This is a genomic window from Microbacterium sp. JZ101 (assembly GCF_053903175.1).
Window position 1 is genome coordinate 555,486 of sequence record NZ_CP096400.1, and the last position, 18,632, is coordinate 574,117.

Annotated in this window: 16 protein-coding genes; 10 read left to right on the forward strand and 6 right to left on the reverse strand. The window is 71.7% G+C overall.

The annotated features are described in order from the left end of the window. Positions 1-102 precede the first annotated feature (102 nt). The 3 genes from M1D56_RS02525 to M1D56_RS02535 are packed head-to-tail and all read left to right on the forward strand — an operon-like array spanning position 103 to position 3,251. A complete protein-coding gene (locus tag M1D56_RS02525) occupies positions 103-1,530 on the forward strand; it encodes a DUF6421 family protein (protein ID WP_421076342.1) in 1,428 nt (475 codons plus the stop codon). After that, positions 1,523-2,161: an SDR family NAD(P)-dependent oxidoreductase gene (locus M1D56_RS02530; protein ID WP_456284586.1), complete on the forward strand. Its 639-nt coding sequence runs from the start codon at positions 1,523-1,525 to the stop codon at positions 2,159-2,161. The genes M1D56_RS02525 and M1D56_RS02530 overlap by 8 nt, the downstream gene beginning before the upstream one ends. A gap of 22 nt (positions 2,162-2,183) precedes the next feature. Then, positions 2,184-3,251, forward strand: a complete 1,068-nt coding sequence (locus tag M1D56_RS02535; RefSeq protein ID WP_456284587.1) for a threonine aldolase family protein — start codon at positions 2,184-2,186, stop codon at positions 3,249-3,251. A gap of 16 nt (positions 3,252-3,267) precedes the next feature. Here the strand turns inward: M1D56_RS02535 and M1D56_RS02540 are convergent, their stop codons facing one another. Beyond that, entirely contained in the window at positions 3,268-4,122 is an 855-nt protein-coding gene (locus M1D56_RS02540) for an NmrA family NAD(P)-binding protein (protein ID WP_456284588.1), read from the reverse strand. 65 nt (positions 4,123-4,187) lie between these two features. Next, complete coding sequence (locus tag M1D56_RS02545) at positions 4,188-4,739, reverse strand: TetR/AcrR family transcriptional regulator (RefSeq protein ID WP_456284589.1); 552 nt, start codon at positions 4,737-4,739, stop codon at positions 4,188-4,190. 76 nt (positions 4,740-4,815) lie between these two features. Here M1D56_RS02545 and M1D56_RS02550 point away from each other — a divergent pair, with 76 nt between their 5' ends. Further along, a complete protein-coding gene (locus tag M1D56_RS02550; RefSeq protein WP_456284590.1) occupies positions 4,816-7,320 on the forward strand; it encodes a DEAD/DEAH box helicase in 2,505 nt (834 codons plus the stop codon). A gap of 13 nt (positions 7,321-7,333) precedes the next feature. Here M1D56_RS02550 and M1D56_RS02555 read toward each other — a convergent pair whose 3' ends face one another. The 3 genes from M1D56_RS02555 to M1D56_RS02565 all read right to left on the reverse strand — a co-directional run bounded on the left by M1D56_RS02555 (position 7,334) and on the right by M1D56_RS02565 (position 10,402). Next, the gene (locus M1D56_RS02555; protein ID WP_456284591.1) at positions 7,334-8,299 is read right to left on the reverse strand and encodes an IS481 family transposase; all 966 of its coding nucleotides are present in this window, start codon (positions 8,297-8,299) and stop codon (positions 7,334-7,336) included. A gap of 116 nt (positions 8,300-8,415) precedes the next feature. Then, a complete protein-coding gene (locus M1D56_RS02560) occupies positions 8,416-9,831 on the reverse strand; it encodes a MinD/ParA family ATP-binding protein (RefSeq protein ID WP_456284592.1) in 1,416 nt (471 codons plus the stop codon). Between the two features lie 112 nt (positions 9,832-9,943). Next, complete coding sequence (locus tag M1D56_RS02565) at positions 9,944-10,402, reverse strand: MarR family transcriptional regulator (RefSeq protein ID WP_456284593.1); 459 nt, start codon at positions 10,400-10,402, stop codon at positions 9,944-9,946. 55 nt (positions 10,403-10,457) lie between these two features. Between M1D56_RS02565 and M1D56_RS02570 the strand changes: the two genes are divergently transcribed. Then, on the forward strand, positions 10,458-11,720 hold the full coding sequence (locus tag M1D56_RS02570; protein WP_456284594.1) for a multidrug effflux MFS transporter: 1,263 nt from the start codon (positions 10,458-10,460) through the stop codon (positions 11,718-11,720). 62 nt (positions 11,721-11,782) lie between these two features. Continuing rightward, positions 11,783-13,285: a glyceraldehyde-3-phosphate dehydrogenase gene (locus tag M1D56_RS02575; RefSeq protein WP_456284595.1), complete on the forward strand. Its 1,503-nt coding sequence runs from the start codon at positions 11,783-11,785 to the stop codon at positions 13,283-13,285. A 24-nt stretch (positions 13,286-13,309) separates the two neighbouring features. Here M1D56_RS02575 and M1D56_RS02580 read toward each other — a convergent pair whose 3' ends face one another. Next, positions 13,310-14,071 (reverse strand): GntR family transcriptional regulator, encoded by a 762-nt coding sequence (locus M1D56_RS02580; protein WP_456284596.1) that lies wholly within the window; start codon positions 14,069-14,071, stop codon positions 13,310-13,312. 166 nt (positions 14,072-14,237) lie between these two features. Here M1D56_RS02580 and iolC point away from each other — a divergent pair, with 166 nt between their 5' ends. The 4 genes from iolC (at position 14,238) to iolB (ending at position 18,631) form a co-directional block, all read left to right on the forward strand. Continuing rightward, positions 14,238-15,182, forward strand: coding sequence for a 5-dehydro-2-deoxygluconokinase (gene iolC / locus M1D56_RS02585; protein WP_456284597.1), 945 nt, complete (start codon positions 14,238-14,240; stop codon positions 15,180-15,182). A gap of 1 nt (position 15,183) precedes the next feature. Further along, positions 15,184-16,089 (forward strand): class I fructose-bisphosphate aldolase, encoded by a 906-nt coding sequence (locus M1D56_RS02590; protein WP_271173204.1) that lies wholly within the window; start codon positions 15,184-15,186, stop codon positions 16,087-16,089. A 25-nt stretch (positions 16,090-16,114) separates the two neighbouring features. Next, complete coding sequence (locus M1D56_RS02595) at positions 16,115-17,638, forward strand: CoA-acylating methylmalonate-semialdehyde dehydrogenase (RefSeq protein WP_282979062.1); 1,524 nt, start codon at positions 16,115-16,117, stop codon at positions 17,636-17,638. A 102-nt stretch (positions 17,639-17,740) separates the two neighbouring features. Continuing rightward, positions 17,741-18,631, forward strand: a complete 891-nt coding sequence (iolB, locus tag M1D56_RS02600) for a 5-deoxy-glucuronate isomerase (protein ID WP_282979061.1) — start codon at positions 17,741-17,743, stop codon at positions 18,629-18,631. The last annotated feature ends 1 nt before the right edge of the window (position 18,632 follow it).

The window sequence follows — 18,632 nt, forward strand, 5'->3', positions numbered from 1 at the left end:
GCAGGATGCGCAGCCCATTCGAGCCCGCCGCCGCATAGCCTGGAGGGACCGACATCCACCGCCGCGACGACGCGGCCAGAGCCTCGAAGATCGGAGGTTCCCATGTCCATGAGCCAGGTGCACAGCACGAAGGCGATCATCGGTGAGCCCGAGGTCGTCGAGGACGGCCGAGCCCCCGGCGTCGAGACCTCGGATGCGTGGCGGCGTCTCAAGGACGCCGCGATCGCGATCCAGGCGATGCAGGCATCCGACGGCTCGATCCCCGACGCATCGGCGCATGACGCCGCGCGCGCCGAGGTCGAGCGCGTGCAGGACGCGGTGCGCGAGCTCGCGCCGCGCTTCCCGCACGACGCCGCGTACCTCGAGGCGGTCGTCGCCGACCTCGGCCGCTGGGTCGCCGACGGGTTCGGCGTTCCCGACTTCCACGACGCCCTCGTCGCGTTCCACCCCGAGCAGCACCGGGTCGACGGGCTGCGTCACCTCGTCGTGTTCCCGATGTACACGCAGAACGGCTCGCCCGACCGGCATCTCGAGGCGCTCGTCGTCGAGGTCATCTGGCCCGACTTCATCGCGCGCCTCGAGGCGACCGACTACGGCAACCGGCTCTTCGTGAGCCTGCGTCTGGTCGACTTCACGCCCGGGTACGACACGAACTCCGCCGTGCTCTTCCCCGAGACCGTCGCCGTGCGCGAGATCCCCGCCTTCACGTGGGGAGCGATCTTCCAGGACCGCGAGGCAGCGCGCTACCGCCGCGTCGTCCGCGCGGCATCCGAGATCACGAAGCTCGAGCTGCCCGCCGAGGCCGCGCGGATGCTCGACGACCAGCAGCTGACCGAGCAGACCTTCGTGATGTGGGACATCATCCACGATCGCACCCACATGCGCGGTGACCTGCCGTTCGACCCGTTCATGATCAAGCAGCGGATGCCGTACTTCCTCTACTCGCTCGAGGAGCTGCGCTGCGACCTCACGGCCTTCCGCGAGTGCGTCGCCATCCAGCGGCGTCTCACGGGCGCCGAGGAGCTCTCCGCGGTCGAGGCCGAGACGCTCGAGCACGCGCGGCTCGTGCAGTACGCGGTGATCTTCGACCGGATCTTCCGGTTCGCGATCACGGGCAGCCGCGTGCGCAACTACGACGGGCTCGGCGGCCAGCTGCTGTTCGCGTGGCTGCACCAGCGCGGGGCGCTCCACTGGACGGACACCGCGCTCACGTTCGACTGGGACGCGGTCCCCGACGCGGTCGTCGCCCTGGGCGACGCGATCGACGAGCTGTACTGGCGCTCGATCGACCGGCCGAAGACCGTGCACTGGCTCGCGGCATACGACCTCATCCGGTCGGTGCTGACGCCGCACCCCGCCTCGAAGTGGGCCCGCGGCCTTCCGGACGAGGTGCTCGCCGGCCCGCCGCGCGGCTTCACCGACGCCGTGCTGGACGACGAGTTCCCGCTGTCGATGTTCTACGAGGCGCTCGAGAAGAAGATGCGCGACGTGATCGCGCAGACCTCGGGCATCCGCGGGACGGATGACTGACGACGCCCTGGCCGGCCGCGCCGTGCTCCTCGCCGGGGGCACGAGCGCGGCCGGCCGCGCGGCGGCCCGGCGGCTCGCGGATGGCGGCGCGCGCGTCATCGTGGCGGGGCGCGACCCCCGGAAGCTCGCTGCGCTCGCGGGGGAGGGCTTCGAGACGATCGAGGTCGACCTCGCAGACGAGGGCGAGGTGCGCACGCTCGCCTCGTCGGCGGGCGCGATCGACGGGCTGCTGCACCTCGTGGGCGGATGGCGCGGAGGCGGAGGGATCCCCGGCCAATCGGAGGAGGGCCACCGGTTCCTCGAGTCGTCATTCACGTCGCTGCGTCTCGTGACGCGCGCTCTGTGGCCGTCCTTCGTCGCGTCGTCGCGCGCCCGCGTCGCGATCGTCTCGTCCACGGCCGTCGCGCGCCCCCGCGCGGGCGGCGCGAGCTACGCGGCGGTCAAGGCCGCGAGCGAGGCGTGGACGCGCGCGCTCGCCGACGGCTTCGCGAAGGAGGCCCCCTCCGCGGCCGCGACGATCTTCCGCGTCACGGCTCTCGCCGGGCGCGAGGAGCGCCTCGCCGACGCGTACGCCGACCTGTGGGCGGCCGACGCGGCCGCCGTCAACGACCGGGTCGTCGAGCTCGCCTGACGACCCTGAATAGGCTGGATCAGTGACCCCGATTCATGACGCGAACCTGCGCGGATTCGCCTCCGACAACTACGCCGGCATCCACCCCGAGGTGCTCGCGGCGATCGCCGACGCGAACGCCGGACACCAGATCGCCTACGGAGAGGACGTCTACACCGCCCGCCTGCACGAGGTGCTCGCCGAGCACTTGGGCGGGCCCGTGGCCGCGTTCCCCGTGTTCAACGGCACGGGCGCGAACGTCACGGCGCTGCAGTCGATGCTGCCCCGCTGGGGCGCCGTGATCGCGGCCTCGACCGCGCACATCAACGTCGACGAGCAGGGGGCGCCCGAGCGCATCGGCGGCATGAAGCTCCTCACGGTGCCCACCGAGGACGGCAAGCTCACCCCCGACCTCATCGACCGCGAGGCGTGGGGCTGGGGCGACGAGCACCGCGCGCAGCCGCTCGTCGTCTCGATCACGCAGGCGACCGAGCTCGGCACCGTCTACACCCCCGACGAGATCCGCGCGATCGCCGACCACGCGCACGGCCTCGGCATGCGCGTGCACCTGGACGGCGCGCGCCTCGCGAACGCCGCGGCCGCGCTCGACCTCCCGCTGCGCGCCTTCACGCGCGACGCGGGCGTGGACGTGCTGTCGCTGGGCGGCACGAAGAACGGCGCGATGCTCGCCGAGGCGATCGTCGTGCTCGACCCCGCGGCGTCGGACGGCCTCACCTTCCTCCGCAAGATGAACATGCAGCTCGCGTCGAAGATGCGCTTCGTATCGGCGCAGCTCGTGGCGCTCTTCGACGGCGACCTGTATCTGCGCAACGCCCGCCACGCCAACGCCATGGCGCGGCGACTGCGCGCGGGCGTCGAGGCGGGCCTCGCGGACGGCTCGATCCGCGGCGTGCGGTTCACGCGCGAGACGCAGGCGAACGGCGTGTTCGCCATCCTCCCGGACGGCGTCGCCGATCGCCTGCGCGAGAGCGTCCGCTTCTACGACTGGGACGAGTCGGTCGGCGAGGTGCGCTGGATGTGCAGCTTCGACACCACCGAGGACGACGTCGACGCGTTCGTCGCCGCGATCGCGCGCGAGACGTCGCGCTGACCGCCGCGGGGCGGCGTCACCGCAGCAGCGGCGCCGCCTCTGCCGCGAAGGCCGCGAACGGGCGCGCGGGGCGACCCGTGACGCGTTCGACGTCGGGTGAGACACGCTCGGCCTCGCCCGCTGCGTAGTGCGCGTAGTCCTCGAGGAGGCCCTCCACCTGCCACGCGGGGAGGAGCCCCTCGAGCGACCGGGCGAACGCCGGCGCGGGGACGTCGACGAAGCGGATGTCGCGCTCGGCCGCACGCGCGAGCGCGCTCGCCATCTCGGCGTGCGTGAGCGCGGCGGGCCCGGTGAGGTCGAGCACGCCCAGGCCCGTCTCGGACACGAGGGCGTGCGCGGCGACCGCTCCGATGTCGTCGACGTGCACGGCGCTCACGCGGGCGTCGCCGATCGGCGCGGGCACGATCCCCTGCGCGCGGATGAGGTCGCGGTACACGAGCAGGCCCTGCATGAAGAGGTTCGGCCGCAGGGCGGTCGAGGCCATCCCCGACGCGCGCAGCGCGGCCTCGACCACGGCGTGATAGCGCAGGAAGCGCACGGGGGAGTCCTCCGCCGCCGCGAACTGCGACAGCAGGACGATGTGCGCGACGCCCGCCTCACGTGCGGCCTCGAGGAACGCGAGCTGCTGGTCCTGCGCGCGCTCGGTCGAGGGCGTCACGAGATAGGCCGCGCCGACCCCCTCGAGCGCCCGCGCAACCGCGTCGCGGTCGTCGAAGTCGCCGCGGACGACGGAGCCGTCGCCGGGGAGAGGGGCATCGTCTCGGCGGGTGAAGCCGCGGTAGGCGATGCCGCGAGCGGCGAGGGCGCGGGCCGTGGCCGACCCGGTCGCGCCGGTGACGCCCGTGACGAGGACAGAGGGTGTGGTGTGCATGGATTCTCCTTTTGTAGAGTGATCAATCACTCACTGATGGGTGGCGGTTGGAAGGAAGGGTGCGGTCAGGGGTGTCGGATGCCCGCCGTCAGCGCGCGAGCCCAGTCGGCGTCGACATCGTCGAGGCCCGCGGTCACGACGAGGTGGCACAGCTGGCCATAGGCGACGAACCGCTGCACCTGCGGGGGAGTGCCGCCCGAGCGCTCGGCGGCGAGCTCGGCGACGCGGCCGAGCCCGTGGCGGAGCGCGGCGCCGACCTCGGCGATCTCGGCAACGGACTGCGCGTGCACCTGGAGCAGAAGGAGGTCGCGGTCGGCGATGAGTGCGGCGTAGGCGCCGCCCATGGCGTCGAGCACCGCGTCGGCATCCTCTCCCTGTGCCGTGTCGGCGCCTCGTTCGAGCGCATCCACGACAAGGTCGAAGCACCGCTCCACGGTCGCGGCGAAGAGCTGCTCCTTGCGCGGGAAGAGCTTGAACGCGTACGCGGCGGAGATCCCGGCCTCGGCCGCGACGGAGGCGACGCTCGTGCCCGCGTAGCCGCCGCGCGCGAACCGGCGCACGGCGGCGTCGACGAGGTCAGGGCGTCGGGCGTCGGCGGTGAGGAGGGTTCGCGGCATGTGAGTGACTGTACACTCACTCTTCGCGGTCGGCAAGCGCAGCTGCGCTGCAGGGCGATGAGGCAGACTCGAGGGGATGGCCTCCTCCCTGCTCGACCGCATCCGAACGACCGACGGCGATGCGGACGCGCTCTACGACGCGTTCACCGCGTGGACGACCGAGCGCGGGCTCGCGCTCTACCCCGCTCAGGACGAGGCGCTGATCGAGCTCGTCTCGGGCAGCAACGTCGTCCTCGCGACGCCCACGGGCACGGGCAAGTCGCTCGTCGCGATCGCCGCGCACGCGATCGCGCTCGCCCGCGGCGGCCGCACCTACTACACGGCCCCCATCAAGGCGCTCGTGAGCGAGAAGTTCTTCGCGCTCGTCGACATCTTCGGGGCCGAGAGCGTCGGGATGGTCACGGGCGACTCGTCGGTCAACCCCGACGCCGCGATCGTCTGCTGCACCGCCGAGATCCTCGCGAACCTGGCCCTGCGCCAGGGAGCCGACGCCCCCGTCGACCAGGTCGTCATGGACGAGTTCCACTACTACGGCGACGCGGATCGCGGATGGGCCTGGCAGGTTCCGCTGCTGCTCCTGCCGCGCGCGCAGTTCCTCCTCATGTCGGCCACGCTCGGCGACACGACGGCCATCCAGGAGGACCTCACCCGGCGCACGGGACGGCAGACGACGCTCGTCGCGGGAGCGGAGCGGCCCGTGCCCCTGCATCACTCCTACTCCGACCATCCGGCGCACGAGACCGTCGAGCGGCTCCTCGAGGAGCGCGAGACGCCCGTGTACATCGTGCACTTCTCGCAGGCGGCGGCCATGGAGCGCGCCCAGGCGCTCGCGAGCGTCAAGGTCACCACCCGCGAGCAGCGCGACGAGATCGCCGAGGCGATCGGCGGATTCCGCTTCACGACCGCGTTCGGCAGGACGCTCTCGCGCCTCGTGCGATCAGGGATCGGCGTGCACCACGCGGGGATGCTCCCGCGCTACCGCCGCCTCGTCGAGACGCTCGCGCAGCGCGGGCTCCTCCGCGTCATCTGCGGGACCGACACCCTCGGGGTCGGCATCAACGTGCCCATCCGCACGGTCATGATCACGGCGCTGTCGAAGTACGACGGCACGCGCATGCGGCGGCTGTCGGCGCGCGAGTTCCACCAGATCGCGGGCCGCGCCGGCCGCGCGGGGTACGACCCGTACGGCAACGTCGTCGTGCTCGCCCCCGACCACGAGATCGAGAACGCGCAGGCCCTCCGCAAGGCCGGAGACGACCCCGTCAAGCGCAAGCGCGTGCAGCGCAAGAAGGCCCCGACCGGGTTCGTATCGTGGAGCGAGCAGACCTTCGACAAGCTCGTGGAGGCGGAGCCGGAGGCGCTCCAGCCGCAGCTGCAGATCACGAGCGCGATGCTCATCAACGTGATCGGCCGCGGTGGAGACGTCTTCGCGAATGTGCGCGCACTCGTGTTCGACAACCACGAGCCGCGGAACCGGAAGTACGCGCTCGCACGTCGGGCGCTCGCGATCTTCCGCACGCTGCGCGAGGCCGGGATCGTCGAGGTCGACGCCGACGGGCGCATCCACCTCGTCGTCGAGCTGCAGCCGAACTTCGCGCTCAACCAGCCGCTGTCGCCGTTCGCGCTCGCGGCGATCGAGTTGCTCGACCCCGAGGGCGGCGCCGACGGCGTGGGCACCGGCTCGTACGCTCTCGATGTCGTGAGCGTCATCGAGGCGACCCTCGACGACCCGCGGGCGATCCTGTCCCAGCAGGAGTTCAAGGCGCGCGGCGAGGCCGTCGCCGCCATGAAGCGCGAGGGCCTCGAGTACGAGGAGCGCATGAGCGCCCTCGAGGAGATCACCTACGCCAAGCCCCTCGCCGACCTCCTCCAGCAGTCGTTCGAGGTGTTCGCGACGAGCCAGCCGTGGGTGCGCGACTTCGAGCTGCGCCCCAAGTCGGTCGTGCGCGACATGTTCGAGCAGGCGATGTCGTTCGCGGAGTTCGTGAACTGGTACCAGCTCGGGCGGAGCGAGGGCCTCGTGCTCCGCTACCTCAGCGACGCGTACCGCGCCATCCGCCAGACCGTGCCCGCCGAGGCGCGGACCGAGGAGCTGCGCGACATCATCGAGTGGCTCGGCGAGCTCGTCCGCCAGGTCGACTCGAGCCTCGTCGACGAGTGGGAGGCGCTCGCCTCGGGCGCGGACGGCGACGACGCGACCTCCGTCGTGCCGCCGGCGCCGCCATCCGTCACGGTGAACCGGCGCGCGTTCACCGTGCTCGTGCGGAACGAGATGTTCCGGCGCGTGCAGCTCGCGGCGCTCGAGAAGGACGAGGAGCTCGAGGCGCTCGACCCGGACGTCGGATGGCCGCACGCCCTGGACCGCTACTACGCCGACCACGAGTCGATCGGCACGGGCGGCGCCTCCCGGTCGCCCGCGCTGTGTCGGATCGAGGAAGCGGGGGCGATCTGGCGGGTCGAGCAGACGATCGACGACCCCGAGGGCGACCACGACTGGCGCATCCGCGCCGAGGTCGACCTCGAGGCGTCGGCCGAGGCCGGCACCGCGATCGTCCGCGTGACCGAGGTCGTGCGGCTCTAGATGTACCGGGTCATCACGTTGGTGCCAGTCGGGTGATCGGCGGGTGGCCTCCGAGGGCTGAGTGGCGCCGTCCAGTGTTGTAGTGCTCGAGCCAGGGTGCAAGCGCTGCGGTGCGGTCTGTGTTGGTGAGGAAGACGTGCCGGTAGGCCCATTCGGTCTGCAGGGTGCGGTTGAAGCGTTCGACCTTGCCGTTTTGCCAGGGGCAGTGCGGCTTGATGAACTTCTGCCGGATCCCGTGCGCGGCGCAGACCTCGCGCAGCGAGAACCTGTAGGCCCAGGCGTTGTCGGTGATGAGCCGCTCGATGCGGGGGATGCCGTGGGCGGCAAAGTAGGCGATCGCGCGTTCCAGGAACGCCGCGCAGGTGGCTCCCTTCTCGTCGGGCAGGACCTCCGAGTACGCGAGCCGGGAGTGATCGTCGACGAGGGAGTGGACATAGTCGTACCCGACCTTCGTGTTCCGGTCTCGCAGGATGGATCCGCTGGCGCGGCCGTGTGCTTTCCAGCCGCCGCCGTCGGGGATCTTGCCGAGCTTCTTCACGTCCATGTGGACCAGCTCGCCGGCCCGGTCCCGCTCGTAACGGACCGCGGTGGTCTTCGACGCGCGGATCACCTCCCCCGTGATCGGATCCAGTGCCCGCAGCGGCGGGATGCCGTGACGGGCGAGGATGCGCGAGACCGTCCGAGCCGACATGCCCAGTCGCGCGGCGATCTCCTCACGCCCGATGCGCTCCCTCTGGCGCAGCTCGAGCACTGCCTCCTCGCGCCCGGGACTCGTACGCGTCGGGCTGGTGTGCGGACGCGAGGAACGGTCGACCAGCCCAGCCTCGCCCTCGGCGCGGTAACGCTCGATCCAGCGCTTCACGCAACGACGTGAGACTCCCATCGCCGCGGCGATGTGCGCCTGCTTCCAGCCGGCTCGGGCACGTTCAATGATCAACCGCCTGCCATGAACGGTCAGCCGGGCGTTAGCGTGGGCCATGGGACCTCCGTGTGCTTCGTGAAGACGTCAGATATCTCCACTAAGCCCGGAGGTCCTCCCCATTCACAATCCCAACGAGGGGACCAACCTCATGGCCCGGTACATCTAGACGGGGCCTATGCGGACGTCGCGTCGAAGCCGCGCGCGATCGCCGCACCGGCCGAGAGCCACGCGCGCTGCGTCGCGGGCTTCAGGGCGCCGTAGTGCAGCAGGCCGCCGATCATCGCCGGGTCGTAGGGGATGCTCACGACGTCGCGCGCGAGGGCCCGGTATCCGTCCACCACCTTGCGGTGCTCGCTCGACGGCGCGTTCGGGTCGGCCTGGCTCACGACCGCGACGGCGTTCCGCGCGAGGCGCGCCGAGCGCTCGTCGCGCATCGCGAGCGCCTCGAGCAGCAGGGCGCCGGCCTCGGCGTGCTCCGCGCGCGACGTGGTCGCGACGACGAGCTGGTCGGTGTGGTCGATCATCTGCAGCCACACGGGGTCGGACTCGTCGTTGCCCGAGTCCATGACGATGAGGCGGTAGTACTTCGCCGCGACGGCGTGGATGCGGTCGACGTCTGCCGCGTCGATGCGCTGCTGCTCGGCGAGCGCCATCGGCTGCGAGCGGAGCACGTCGAAGCGGTCGCGGGTCTGGTGGTGCACGAAGCGCGCGAGGTCGGCCGACTGCGCGCTCGACGAGAGCAGGTGATCGGTCTCGGGAAGCAGCTCGTGCAGCGTCGACTCGTGCGGCCCCTGCTCGGTGCGCCATCCGAGCGTGCCGCGCGTCTGGTTGTTGTCCCACGCGAGCACGCCGGCGCCGCCGAAGCGCGCGAAGACGGCCGCCGTGAGGATCGTCGTGGGCGTCTTGCCCGAGCCGCCCTTGCCGTTGACGACGGCGATCGTGCGGGGCCCCGCCCAGTGCTGGGAGACCGCGGCCTGGTCCTCGCGCTCGGCGCGCTCCGCCGACCCCGGCGGAACCCGCATGCCCGCGCGCACGAGCGCGCCCCGCCATCCGCGGGTCGCGGGCTCCTCGATGCGCTCAGGGGCCAGGAACGACGGGCGCTGCGCGCCGCCGTCGGCCGGCGTGCTCGCGGGCTGCGGCGCGGACCCTGTGCGCATGGGCCCGGGCTGCCCCGCCGCGCGCGCGGGAGCCGGGGCGGGGGCGGGAGTCGGGGCGGGCGCGGATGCCTGCTGCGGCGAGGGCTCGAACGTCACGGGGATGCGCGTCACGATCTGCGTGTCGGCGGCGAGGAGGTCGTCATCGGCGGTCTCGCCGCCCGCGGGGGCCGGTTCGGCGGCGCCTTCGTCGGAATCGACGCGGCCGTCGGGGTGCACGAGGAGCGGCCAGTCGCCGTCGGGCTCGTGCACCGTCACGTGCACGGGGCCGGAGAGCATCGCGGCGATCTCGGCGGCCCGGCGCACGATCTCGCGGCGCGCATCCTCGACGAGCGTCGTCGTGATCTGCTGCGGCGTCTCGTCGACGGTGAGCTCGGCGGATCCGTCGGGGCGGATCACAGCAGAGAGCCCGGCCTGGCTCGAGTCGTCAAGCATCTGGTCGTCTCCTCTGGGGAAAAGGCCGATGTCATCGGCGAACGTCGCTCTCAGCCTACAGACGTCGACATCACTGCCCGCGGTGAGAGAGGGCAGAACTGCCCACGCCGCGTCACGAGCGGTCGTCGGCCTCGCGGCGATCGCGCGCGACCTCGTCGGCGAGAGCGCTCATCGTGTCGGTGAGCATGGCCACGTCGAGGTCGGCCGCCGGCGAGAGAGCGCGTGCCCAGACCCGCCGCAGTCGCTCGAGGTTCGCCTCCGCGAGCGGCGTGATCGCGACGACGACGCCGCGGCCGTCGGTGGCAGGCCGCGAGCGGCTGACGAGGCCGAGGCGCTCGAGCTGGCGCAGGGCCTCGCTCACATTGGGGCGCTTGAGCGCGAGCCGGTCGGCGATCCCGCTGGGCGAGACGCCCGGATGGTGATGTACGAAACGCAGCACCATCCGCGCGGTCGCGGTGAGCGGGATGATCTCAGGATCCTCGCCGACGCGGAGATCGAGCTCGCGCGCGAGGGTGAGGACGGCGTCCGCCAGGTCGGCGAGGGCGGCGCGGGTCGGGACGTCGTCGGGCATGCGTTCAGGCTATCGGGCGGTATAGTTATGCAGACATAACTATCTGGAGGATCACATGACCACGGGAACCATCGCCGCGCCCGGCGCCGCCGTCCGCGCGAGCGGGATCACGGGAGGGCTGCTCGCCGTGCTCGCACTGCTCTCCGCCGTGGCGCCGTTCGCCACCGACCTCTATCTGCCCGCGTTCCCGCAGCTCGCGGCCGAGCTCGGCGCCGACGCGACCGGCGCCCAGCTCACCCTCACGGGCTTCCTCGTCGGCGTGGCGGCAGGGCAGCTCCTCTTCGGCCCGCTCTCCGACCGGTTCGGGCGGCGCGGACCGCTCCTCGCGGGCGCGATCGCGCTCGTGGTCGCGAGCGCCGCGGCGGTCGTCGCCCCGACCCTCGAGATCCTCATCGCCGCGCGTGTGGTGCAGGGGCTCGCGGGGGCGGCCGGCATGGTGCTCGGCCGCGCGGTCATCTCCGACCTCGCGACCGGACCCGCAGCGGCACGCGCCTTCAGCCTCATGATGATCGTCGGCGGCGTCGCCCCCGTGATCGCTCCGCTCGTGGGCGGATTCATCTCGGCGCCCCTGGGCTGGCGCGGGGTGCTCGCCGTCGTGCTCGCGATCGCGGTCGCGATGCTCCTCGCCGTGCTCGTGGTGGTGCGCGAGACCCATCCGGCGTCAGCGCGCGCCCACCGCGCCCCCGGCGCGGCCACGGGCGCGCGGGCTCTGCGCGCGCGCGGCTATCTCGGCCACGCGCTCGCGTTCGCGTTCGCCTTCGCGGTCATGATGGCCTACATCTCGGCGTCGCCGTTCCTCTACCAGACGATGATGGGCTTCGACGAGGTGCAGTACGGACTGCTCTTCGGCGTCAACGCACTCGCTCTCATGGCGACGAGCGCGCTCTCGGCGCGGCTCGCGGACCGGGTCGCGCCGCGCCGGCTCCTGGGGTGGGGCCTGACCGGCTCGCTCGCGGGCGCGGTGCTCTTCCTCGCGATCGCGGTCTCCGGCGCCCCGGCGCCCCTCCTCGCGGCGGCCGTGTTCATCGCGGTCGCGCCGCTCGGGCTCGTCCTCGGAAACGCCACGGCCCTCGCGCAGGCGGCGGCTCCCGGTGTGGCCGGCCTCGCATCGGCCGTGCTCGGCGCGCTGCAGTTCGGCCTCGCCGCGCTCGTCTCGCCCCTCGTCGGCCTCGGCGGGGAGACGACGGCGGTCCCCTGCGGCATCGTCATGGCGGTGTCGGCCGCCATCGCGCTCATGGCCTTCCAGCTTGCGGATTCGGAAAGAACTGCGGTTCTTGCCTCACCGAGTGGCCGCAAAGACCTCGATCACTGCGCATAGCCTGGAGTCGCCACGAGCAGCGCGGGCACAGCGGCCCGCCGACCGAAGGAGACAGAGCCAGCGTGAGCCAGCAGTTCGAAGCACGTCGCGCCGAGTGGATCGCCCGAGAGGAGCTGGCCGAGCGGATGATCCCGCTCATCGGCCGCCTGTACCGCGAGCTCGGCATCGTCACATCCATCCACGGCCGCCGCCTGCTGAACATCTCGCCCGTCGAGATCCTCCGCACCCACCGCTACACGCGCAAGGTCGGCGACGAGGTGCTGCGGCCCGAGAAGACCTACGCCGTGCTCGAGGCGCTCGAGACGCTCCGGCCCGGCCCGGCCTCGATCGACGTCGCGCGTCTCGTCGCGCGCTTCGACGCGCGCGGCGGCTCCTACGCGACCGACGAGCTCGTCGACTTCCTCCGCGAGGAGCTGGCCGAGGTGCTCACGGCCCGCGAATCGAAGCCCACTGACGTCGTGCTGTACGGCTTCGGGCGCATCGGGCGCCTCCTCGCGCGCATCCTCATCGCCCACCAGGGCGACGGCTCGGGCCTGCGTCTGCGGGCGATCGTCGTGCGCAGGGGATCGGCAGACGACCTCAAGAAGCGCGCGAGCCTCCTGCGCCGCGACTCGGTCCACGGCCCCTTCGCGGGGACGATCGAGATCGACGAGGAGAACGACACGATCCTCGCGAACGGCACGCTCATCCAGGTCATCTACGCGAACGACCCTGCGGCCGTCGACTACACGCAGTACGGCATCTCCGACGCGATCGTCGTCGACAACACGGGCCGCTGGCGCGACGAGGAGGGGCTCGGCCAACACCTCCGCGCGACGGGCGTCTCGCGCGTGCTCCTCACGGCACCCGGCAAGGGCGCGATCAAGAACATCGTGTCGGGCATCAACAGCGAGGACATCTCGCCTGAGGACCGCATCCTCTCGGCGGCGTCGTGCACGACGAACGCGATCACGCCGGTCCTCGCGGCGGTCGATCAGGCCTTCGGCATCCGCCACGGGCACGTCGAGACGGTCCACTCGTACACGAACGACCAGAACCTCATCGACAACTTCCACAAGGGCGACCGCCGCGGGCGCTCGGCGGCCCTGAACATGGTCATCACGGAGACGGGCGCCGCGAAGGCCGTCGCGAAGGCGCTGCCGCAGCTCGCCGGCCGGCTCTCCGGCAGCGCGATCCGCGTGCCCACGCCCGACGTGTCGCTCGCGATCCTCAACCTGCAGCTCGAGCGCCCGACCACGAAGGACGAGATCAACGCCTACCTGCGGCAGACGTCGCTCACGTCGCCGCTGCGCCAGCAGATCGACTACGTCGAGTCGCCCGAGGTCGTCTCGACCGACTTCGTGGGCAGCAACCGCGCGGGCATCGTCGACGGCCTCGCGACCGTCGCCGGCGAGGAGAGCGTCGTGCTGTACGTCTGGTACGACAACGAGTTCGGCTACTCGTGCCAGGTCGTCCGCGTGCTCGAGAAGATGGCGGACGTGCATCCGACGATCCTCCCGGTGCGCGAGCCCGTCGTGCTCGGCGCGGAGGCCGCGGTCGACGCCGTGGAGCCCGCGGCGGTCTGAGCCGCACCCGGACGACGCTCGTCGCTACTTCGCGACGAGCGTCGTCTCGAAGCTGTACATGTCGGGCCGGTAGCAGTGCCGCCCGAACTCGATCGCGCGCCCTGACGCGTCGTAGGCCACGCGCTCCATCGTGAGGAGCGGCCCGCCCCGGTCGACGTCGAGCAGCTCCGCCTCGTCGCCGTGCTCGCGACGCGCGCCGATGCGCTGCTTCGCGACCCGGATGGTCACGCCGCGCGATCGCAGGATCTGATAGAGACCCTGCTGCTCGAGCTGCTCGAGCGAGATGTCGGCGAGGTCGCCCGGCAGCCAGTTCTCGAGGAGGGCGACCGGAACGCCGTCGGTGCTGCGCTGTCGCCGCAGGTAGAGGACGTCGTCGCCGGCCGCGACGCCGAGACGCTCGGCCACGTCGGCCGGGACCGCGCGCACCTCGCGCGTGAGCACGCGCGTCGCCGGGTCGTGGTGCGCGCTCTTGAGGTCCTCGTAGAGGCTCGTGAGCTCGACCTGCCGCGTGACCTGGCCCTGCACGACCTGCGTGCCGATGCCGCGCCGGCGCACGAGCAGGCCCTTGTCGACGAGCTCCTGGATCGCGCGGCGCACGGTCGGGCGCGAGAGCCCGAGTCGATGCCCGATGGCGATCTCGTTCTCGAGGCGCGCACCGGGAGGGATGTCCCCTGAGCGGATCGCCTGCTCGAGCCGGCTGGACACCTGGAAGTAGAGCGGCACGGGCCCCGTGCGATCGAGGTCCGTGAAGAGTTCGTCCGGCCACACGGCCTCGTCGGCTGCCATCGCTGCGCTCCTCCTCGATCGTCAGGATGTGATGTCCCGACAACCTTACCCGCCTCGACCTTTGTCACCTCGGATTGACTGTTGCACGCCGTCGCTCTTGTGATATTGTCAGGACATAGATCGACCCGCGGGCGCAGCCGCCCAGTCACGACAACGGAGTATGACGATGAGCACCTCACCCGACGTCCTCGCGATCGGCCGCCTCGGCGTCGACATCTACCCGCTGCAGGACGGCGTGGGCCTCGAGAAGGTCGAGACGTTCGGCAAGTACCTCGGCGGGACGGCCGCCAACGTCTCGGTCGCCGTCGCCCGCTACGGCCACGACTCGGCCCTCGTCTCGCGCGTCGGCGACGACCCGTTCGGCCGCTATCTCCTCGGCGAGCTCACCCGCCTCGGCGTCGACAACCGGTACGTCGCGACCGACCCGACGCTGAGCACGCCCGTCACCTTCTGCGAGATCTTCCCGCCCGACGACTTCCCCCTGTACTTCTACCGCGAGCCCAAGGCGCCCGACATGAACGTCGACGCGGCGCAGATCGACCTCGACGCCGTCCGCGCCGCGCGCATCCTGTGGTTCACGACGACGGGGCTGAGCGAGGAGCCGAGCCGCGAGGCGCACCACGCGGCCCTCGCCGCGCGCGAGCGCCGGACCCACACCATCCTCGACCTCGACTACCGCCCGATGTTCTGGGAGGACTCGGCGCTCGCGACCGAGCAGATCGGCCAGGTGCTCGACCAGGTCACCGTCGCCGTCGGCAACCGCGAGGAGTGCCAGGTCGCGGTCGGCGAGACCGAACCGCAGCGGGCGGCCGACGCCCTCCTCGAGCGCGGGGTCGAGCTCGCGATCGTGAAGCAGGGGCCCCGCGGGGTGCTCGCGAAGACGCGCGACGAGGTCGTCGAGGTCCCCGTCCATGCGGTCGACGTCATCAACGGCCTCGGCGCGGGCGACGCGTTCGGCGGCGCCCTCTGCCACGGACTGCTCGAGGGCTGGAGCATCGAGCGCACGCTGCGCTTCGCGAACGTCGCGGGCGCGATCGTCGCGTCGCGCCGCGAGTGCTCGACCGCCATGCCGACGGCCGACGAGGTCGAGAACACCCTCCAGGGAGCATGACATGACCGCACTCTCCGCAGCCGACTTCGAGCGGCTCCGCGACGTCCGCGCCCACCGGCCCGACGAGATCGGCGCCGCGTTCGCCGCCCGCCGTCGCCGCGACGTGCTGCGCGGAGACGGCCGGCTCTTCATCGTGGCCGCCGACCACCCCGCGCGCGGCGCGCTCGCGGTCGGCTCCGACCAGACGGCCATGGCCGACCGCTACGAGCTCCTCGAGCGTCTCGCGATCGCGCTCGGCCGGCCGGGGGTCGACGGCGTGCTCGGCACGCCGGACATCATCGACGACCTCGCCGCGCTCGGGCTGCTCGACGACAAGGTCGTCGTCGGATCGATGAACCGCGGCGGCCTGCGCGGTGCGGCGTTCGAGATGGACGACCGCTACGGCGCGTACGACGTCGCCACGATGGCGGCGAAGGGCATCGACTTCGCCAAAACCCTCATCCGCGTGAACCTCGGCGATCCCGCCACGGCGCCGACGCTCGAGGCCACGGCCCGCGCCGTGAACGAGGCGGCGGCCGCGCGGCTGCCGATCATGCTCGAGCCGTTCATGAGCGAGTGGCGCGACGGCCGCATCGTCAACGACCTGTCGACCGACGCGGTCATCCTCTCCGTCGCGATCGCGGCGGGGCTGGGCGCCGACAGCGCCTACACGTGGATGAAGCTGCCCGTGGTCGACGACATGGAGCGCGTCATGGCGGCCACGACCATGCCGACCCTGCTGCTGGGCGGCGACTCCGGCGCCGACCCCGATGAGACGTTCGCCGCCTGGGAGGGCGCGCTCGCCCTGCCCGGCGTGCGCGGCCTCACCGTGGGCCGCACGCTCCTCTACCCGCCGGACGGCGATGTCGCGGCGGCCGTCGACACGGCCGCGCGCCTCGTGCACCGCGACATCCCCGCGTCCGTCTGACCCCGACCATCCGAAGGACACCCCCATGAGCACCATCACCGACACGACGGTCATCGGCCACTGGATCGACGGCGCACCGCGAGCGTCGCAGAGCGGGCGCACCGCACCCGTGTACAACCCCGCGACCGGCGCCGTGAGCGCCGAGGTGGCGCTCGCCGACGAGAGCGAGATCGACGCCGCGATCGCGTCGGCGCAGCGCGGCTTCGAGACGTGGAGCCGGTTCTCGGTCGCGAAGCGGCAGACCGTGCTGTTCGCGTTCCGCGAGCTGCTCAACGCGCGCAAGGGCGAGCTCGCCGCGATCATCACGGCCGAGCACGGCAAGGTCCTCTCCGACGCCATGGGCGAGATCCTGCGCGGCCAGGAGGTCGTCGAGCTCGCCACCGGGTTCCCGCACCTCATCAAGGGCGCGTTCAGCGAGAACGCGTCGACGGGCATCGACGTGTACTCGATCAAGCAGCCTCTCGGCGTGGTGGGCGTGATCAGCCCGTTCAACTTCCCGGCCATGGTGCCGATGTGGTTCTTCCCCATCGCGATCGCGGCCGGCAACGCGGTCGTGCTCAAGCCGAGCGAGAAGGACCCCTCGGCGGCGCTGTGGCTCGCGCAGCTGTGGAAGGAGGCCGGGCTGCCGGACGGCGTGTTCACGGTCCTTCAGGGCGACAAGCTCGCCGTCGACGGCCTCCTCACCGACCCGCGCGTGCAGTCGGTGTCGTTCGTCGGCTCGACGCCCATCGCGCAGTACATCTACGAGACCGCGTCGAAGCACGGCAAGCGCGTGCAGGCGCTCGGCGGCGCGAAGAACCACATGCTCGTGCTGCCCGACGCCGACCTCGACCTCGTCGCCGATCAGGCGATCAACGCCGGATACGGCGCGGCGGGGGAGCGGTGCATGGCGATCTCGGTCGTGCTCGCGGTCGAGCCGGTGGCCGACGAGCTCATCGCGAAGATCTCGGAGCGGATCGCGAAGCTCCGCATCGGCAACGGCGCCGGCGTCGACGGCGTCGAGCCCGACATGGGTCCGCTGATCACCGCGCAGCACCGGGAGAAGGTCGCCGGCTACGTCGACATCGCCGAGCAGGATGGCGCCACGATCGTCGTCGACGGGCGCGACTTCCGCGTCGAGGGGCACGAGGACGGCTTCTTCTTCGGCCCGACGCTCATCGACAAGGTGCCGACCACCTCTCGCGCGTACCAGGAGGAGATCTTCGGGCCCGTGCTCGAGGTCGTCCGCGTGCAGAGCTTCCAGGAGGGCGTCGACCTCATCAACTCCGGGCAGTTCGGCAACGGAACCGCGATCTTCACGAACGACGGCGGCGCGGCACGCCGCTTCCAGAACGAGATCCAGGTCGGCATGATCGGCATCAACGTGCCGATCCCCGTGCCGGTCGCGTACCACTCGTTCGGCGGATGGAAGCAGTCGCTGTTCGGCGACGCGAAGGCGTACGGCGTGCACGGCTTCGACTTCTTCACGCGCGAGAAGGCCGTCACGAGCCGCTGGCTCGACCCCGCGACCCACGGCGGCATCAACCTCGGCTTCCCCCAGAACGACTAGATGATGAGGCGAGCGGAGCGAGCCGCTCCCGGTCGTTGAGCGAGCGCCAGCGAGTCGAAACGCCGCGAGACGACCCCCAGAACGACGAGAAGAGAGATGGACATGACGGACCAGCGCTGGTTCCACCGCCGCGGCGCGCTCGCGCGCGACGGCTGGGAGACCGTCGTCGACGGCTCGATCGAGGGCTGGGAGCACACGGGCCTGCGGGTCGCGCAGCTCGCCGCCGGCGACGAGCTCGCGCTCGAGCCGGGCACCGAGAAGCTCGTGGTGCCGCTCGCGGGTGCGTTCGAGGTGCGCACGGGGGATGCCGCCTACGCGCTCGCGGGCAGGCGCTCCGTGTTCGACGGGCCGACGGACGTGCTCTACCTGTCGACCGCGGAGCAGGGCGTGCTGTCGGGGGAGGGGCGCGTGGCGGTCGCGACATCGCCGACCGAGAGGGTCTTCGCCACGCGCCTCATCCCCGCCGCCGACACGCCGGTCGAGCTGCGCGGCGCGGGGGCCTCGAGCCGTCAGGTCCACAACTTCGGCACGCCCCAGGCGCTCGACGCGGCGCGGTTCATCGTGTGCGAGGTCATCACCCCTGCCGAGAACTGGTCGTCGTACCCGCCGCACAAGCACGACGAGCACGTGCCGGGCCACGAGTCGCGCCTCGAGGAGATCTACTACTTCGAGACGGCTCCCGCCCGGGTCGGAGGCGCGAAGGGCACGCCGGAGGCCTCCTTCGGCATGTTCAGCACCTACTCCTCGCCCGCGGGCGAGATCGACATCAACGCGCAGGTGCGCACGGGCGACGTCGCGCTCGTGCCGTACGGCTACCACGGCCCCGCGGTCGCCGCGCCGGGCTACGACCTCTACTACCTCAACGTGATGGCCGGGCCCGACGCCGAGAGGGTCTGGCTCATCAGCGACGACCCCGGGCACGCCTGGGTGCGCGAGACCTGGGAGGGGCAGGAGCTCGACTCCCGCCTCCCCTACGAGAACAAGGAAGGCTGAT

Coding starts and splice junctions, on each gene's coding strand:
- M1D56_RS02525 (WP_421076342.1), top strand. CDS start 103: ATGTCCATGAGCCAGGTGCACAGCACGAAGGCGATCATCGGTGAGCCC.
- M1D56_RS02530 (WP_456284586.1), top strand. CDS start 1,523: ATGACTGACGACGCCCTGGCCGGCCGCGCCGTGCTCCTCGCCGGGGGC.
- M1D56_RS02540 (WP_456284588.1), bottom strand. CDS start 4,122: ATGCACACCACACCCTCTGTCCTCGTCACGGGCGTCACCGGCGCGACC.
- M1D56_RS02545 (WP_456284589.1), bottom strand. CDS start 4,739: ATGCCGCGAACCCTCCTCACCGCCGACGCCCGACGCCCTGACCTCGTC.
- M1D56_RS02550 (WP_456284590.1), top strand. CDS start 4,816: ATGGCCTCCTCCCTGCTCGACCGCATCCGAACGACCGACGGCGATGCG.
- M1D56_RS02555 (WP_456284591.1), bottom strand. CDS start 8,299: ATGGCCCACGCTAACGCCCGGCTGACCGTTCATGGCAGGCGGTTGATC.
- M1D56_RS02560 (WP_456284592.1), bottom strand. CDS start 9,831: ATGCTTGACGACTCGAGCCAGGCCGGGCTCTCTGCTGTGATCCGCCCC.
- M1D56_RS02565 (WP_456284593.1), bottom strand. CDS start 10,402: ATGCCCGACGACGTCCCGACCCGCGCCGCCCTCGCCGACCTGGCGGAC.
- M1D56_RS02570 (WP_456284594.1), top strand. CDS start 10,458: ATGACCACGGGAACCATCGCCGCGCCCGGCGCCGCCGTCCGCGCGAGC.
- M1D56_RS02580 (WP_456284596.1), bottom strand. CDS start 14,071: ATGGCAGCCGACGAGGCCGTGTGGCCGGACGAACTCTTCACGGACCTC.
- iolC (WP_456284597.1), top strand. CDS start 14,238: ATGAGCACCTCACCCGACGTCCTCGCGATCGGCCGCCTCGGCGTCGAC.
- M1D56_RS02590 (WP_271173204.1), top strand. CDS start 15,184: ATGACCGCACTCTCCGCAGCCGACTTCGAGCGGCTCCGCGACGTCCGC.
- M1D56_RS02595 (WP_282979062.1), top strand. CDS start 16,115: ATGAGCACCATCACCGACACGACGGTCATCGGCCACTGGATCGACGGC.
- iolB (WP_282979061.1), top strand. CDS start 17,741: ATGACGGACCAGCGCTGGTTCCACCGCCGCGGCGCGCTCGCGCGCGAC.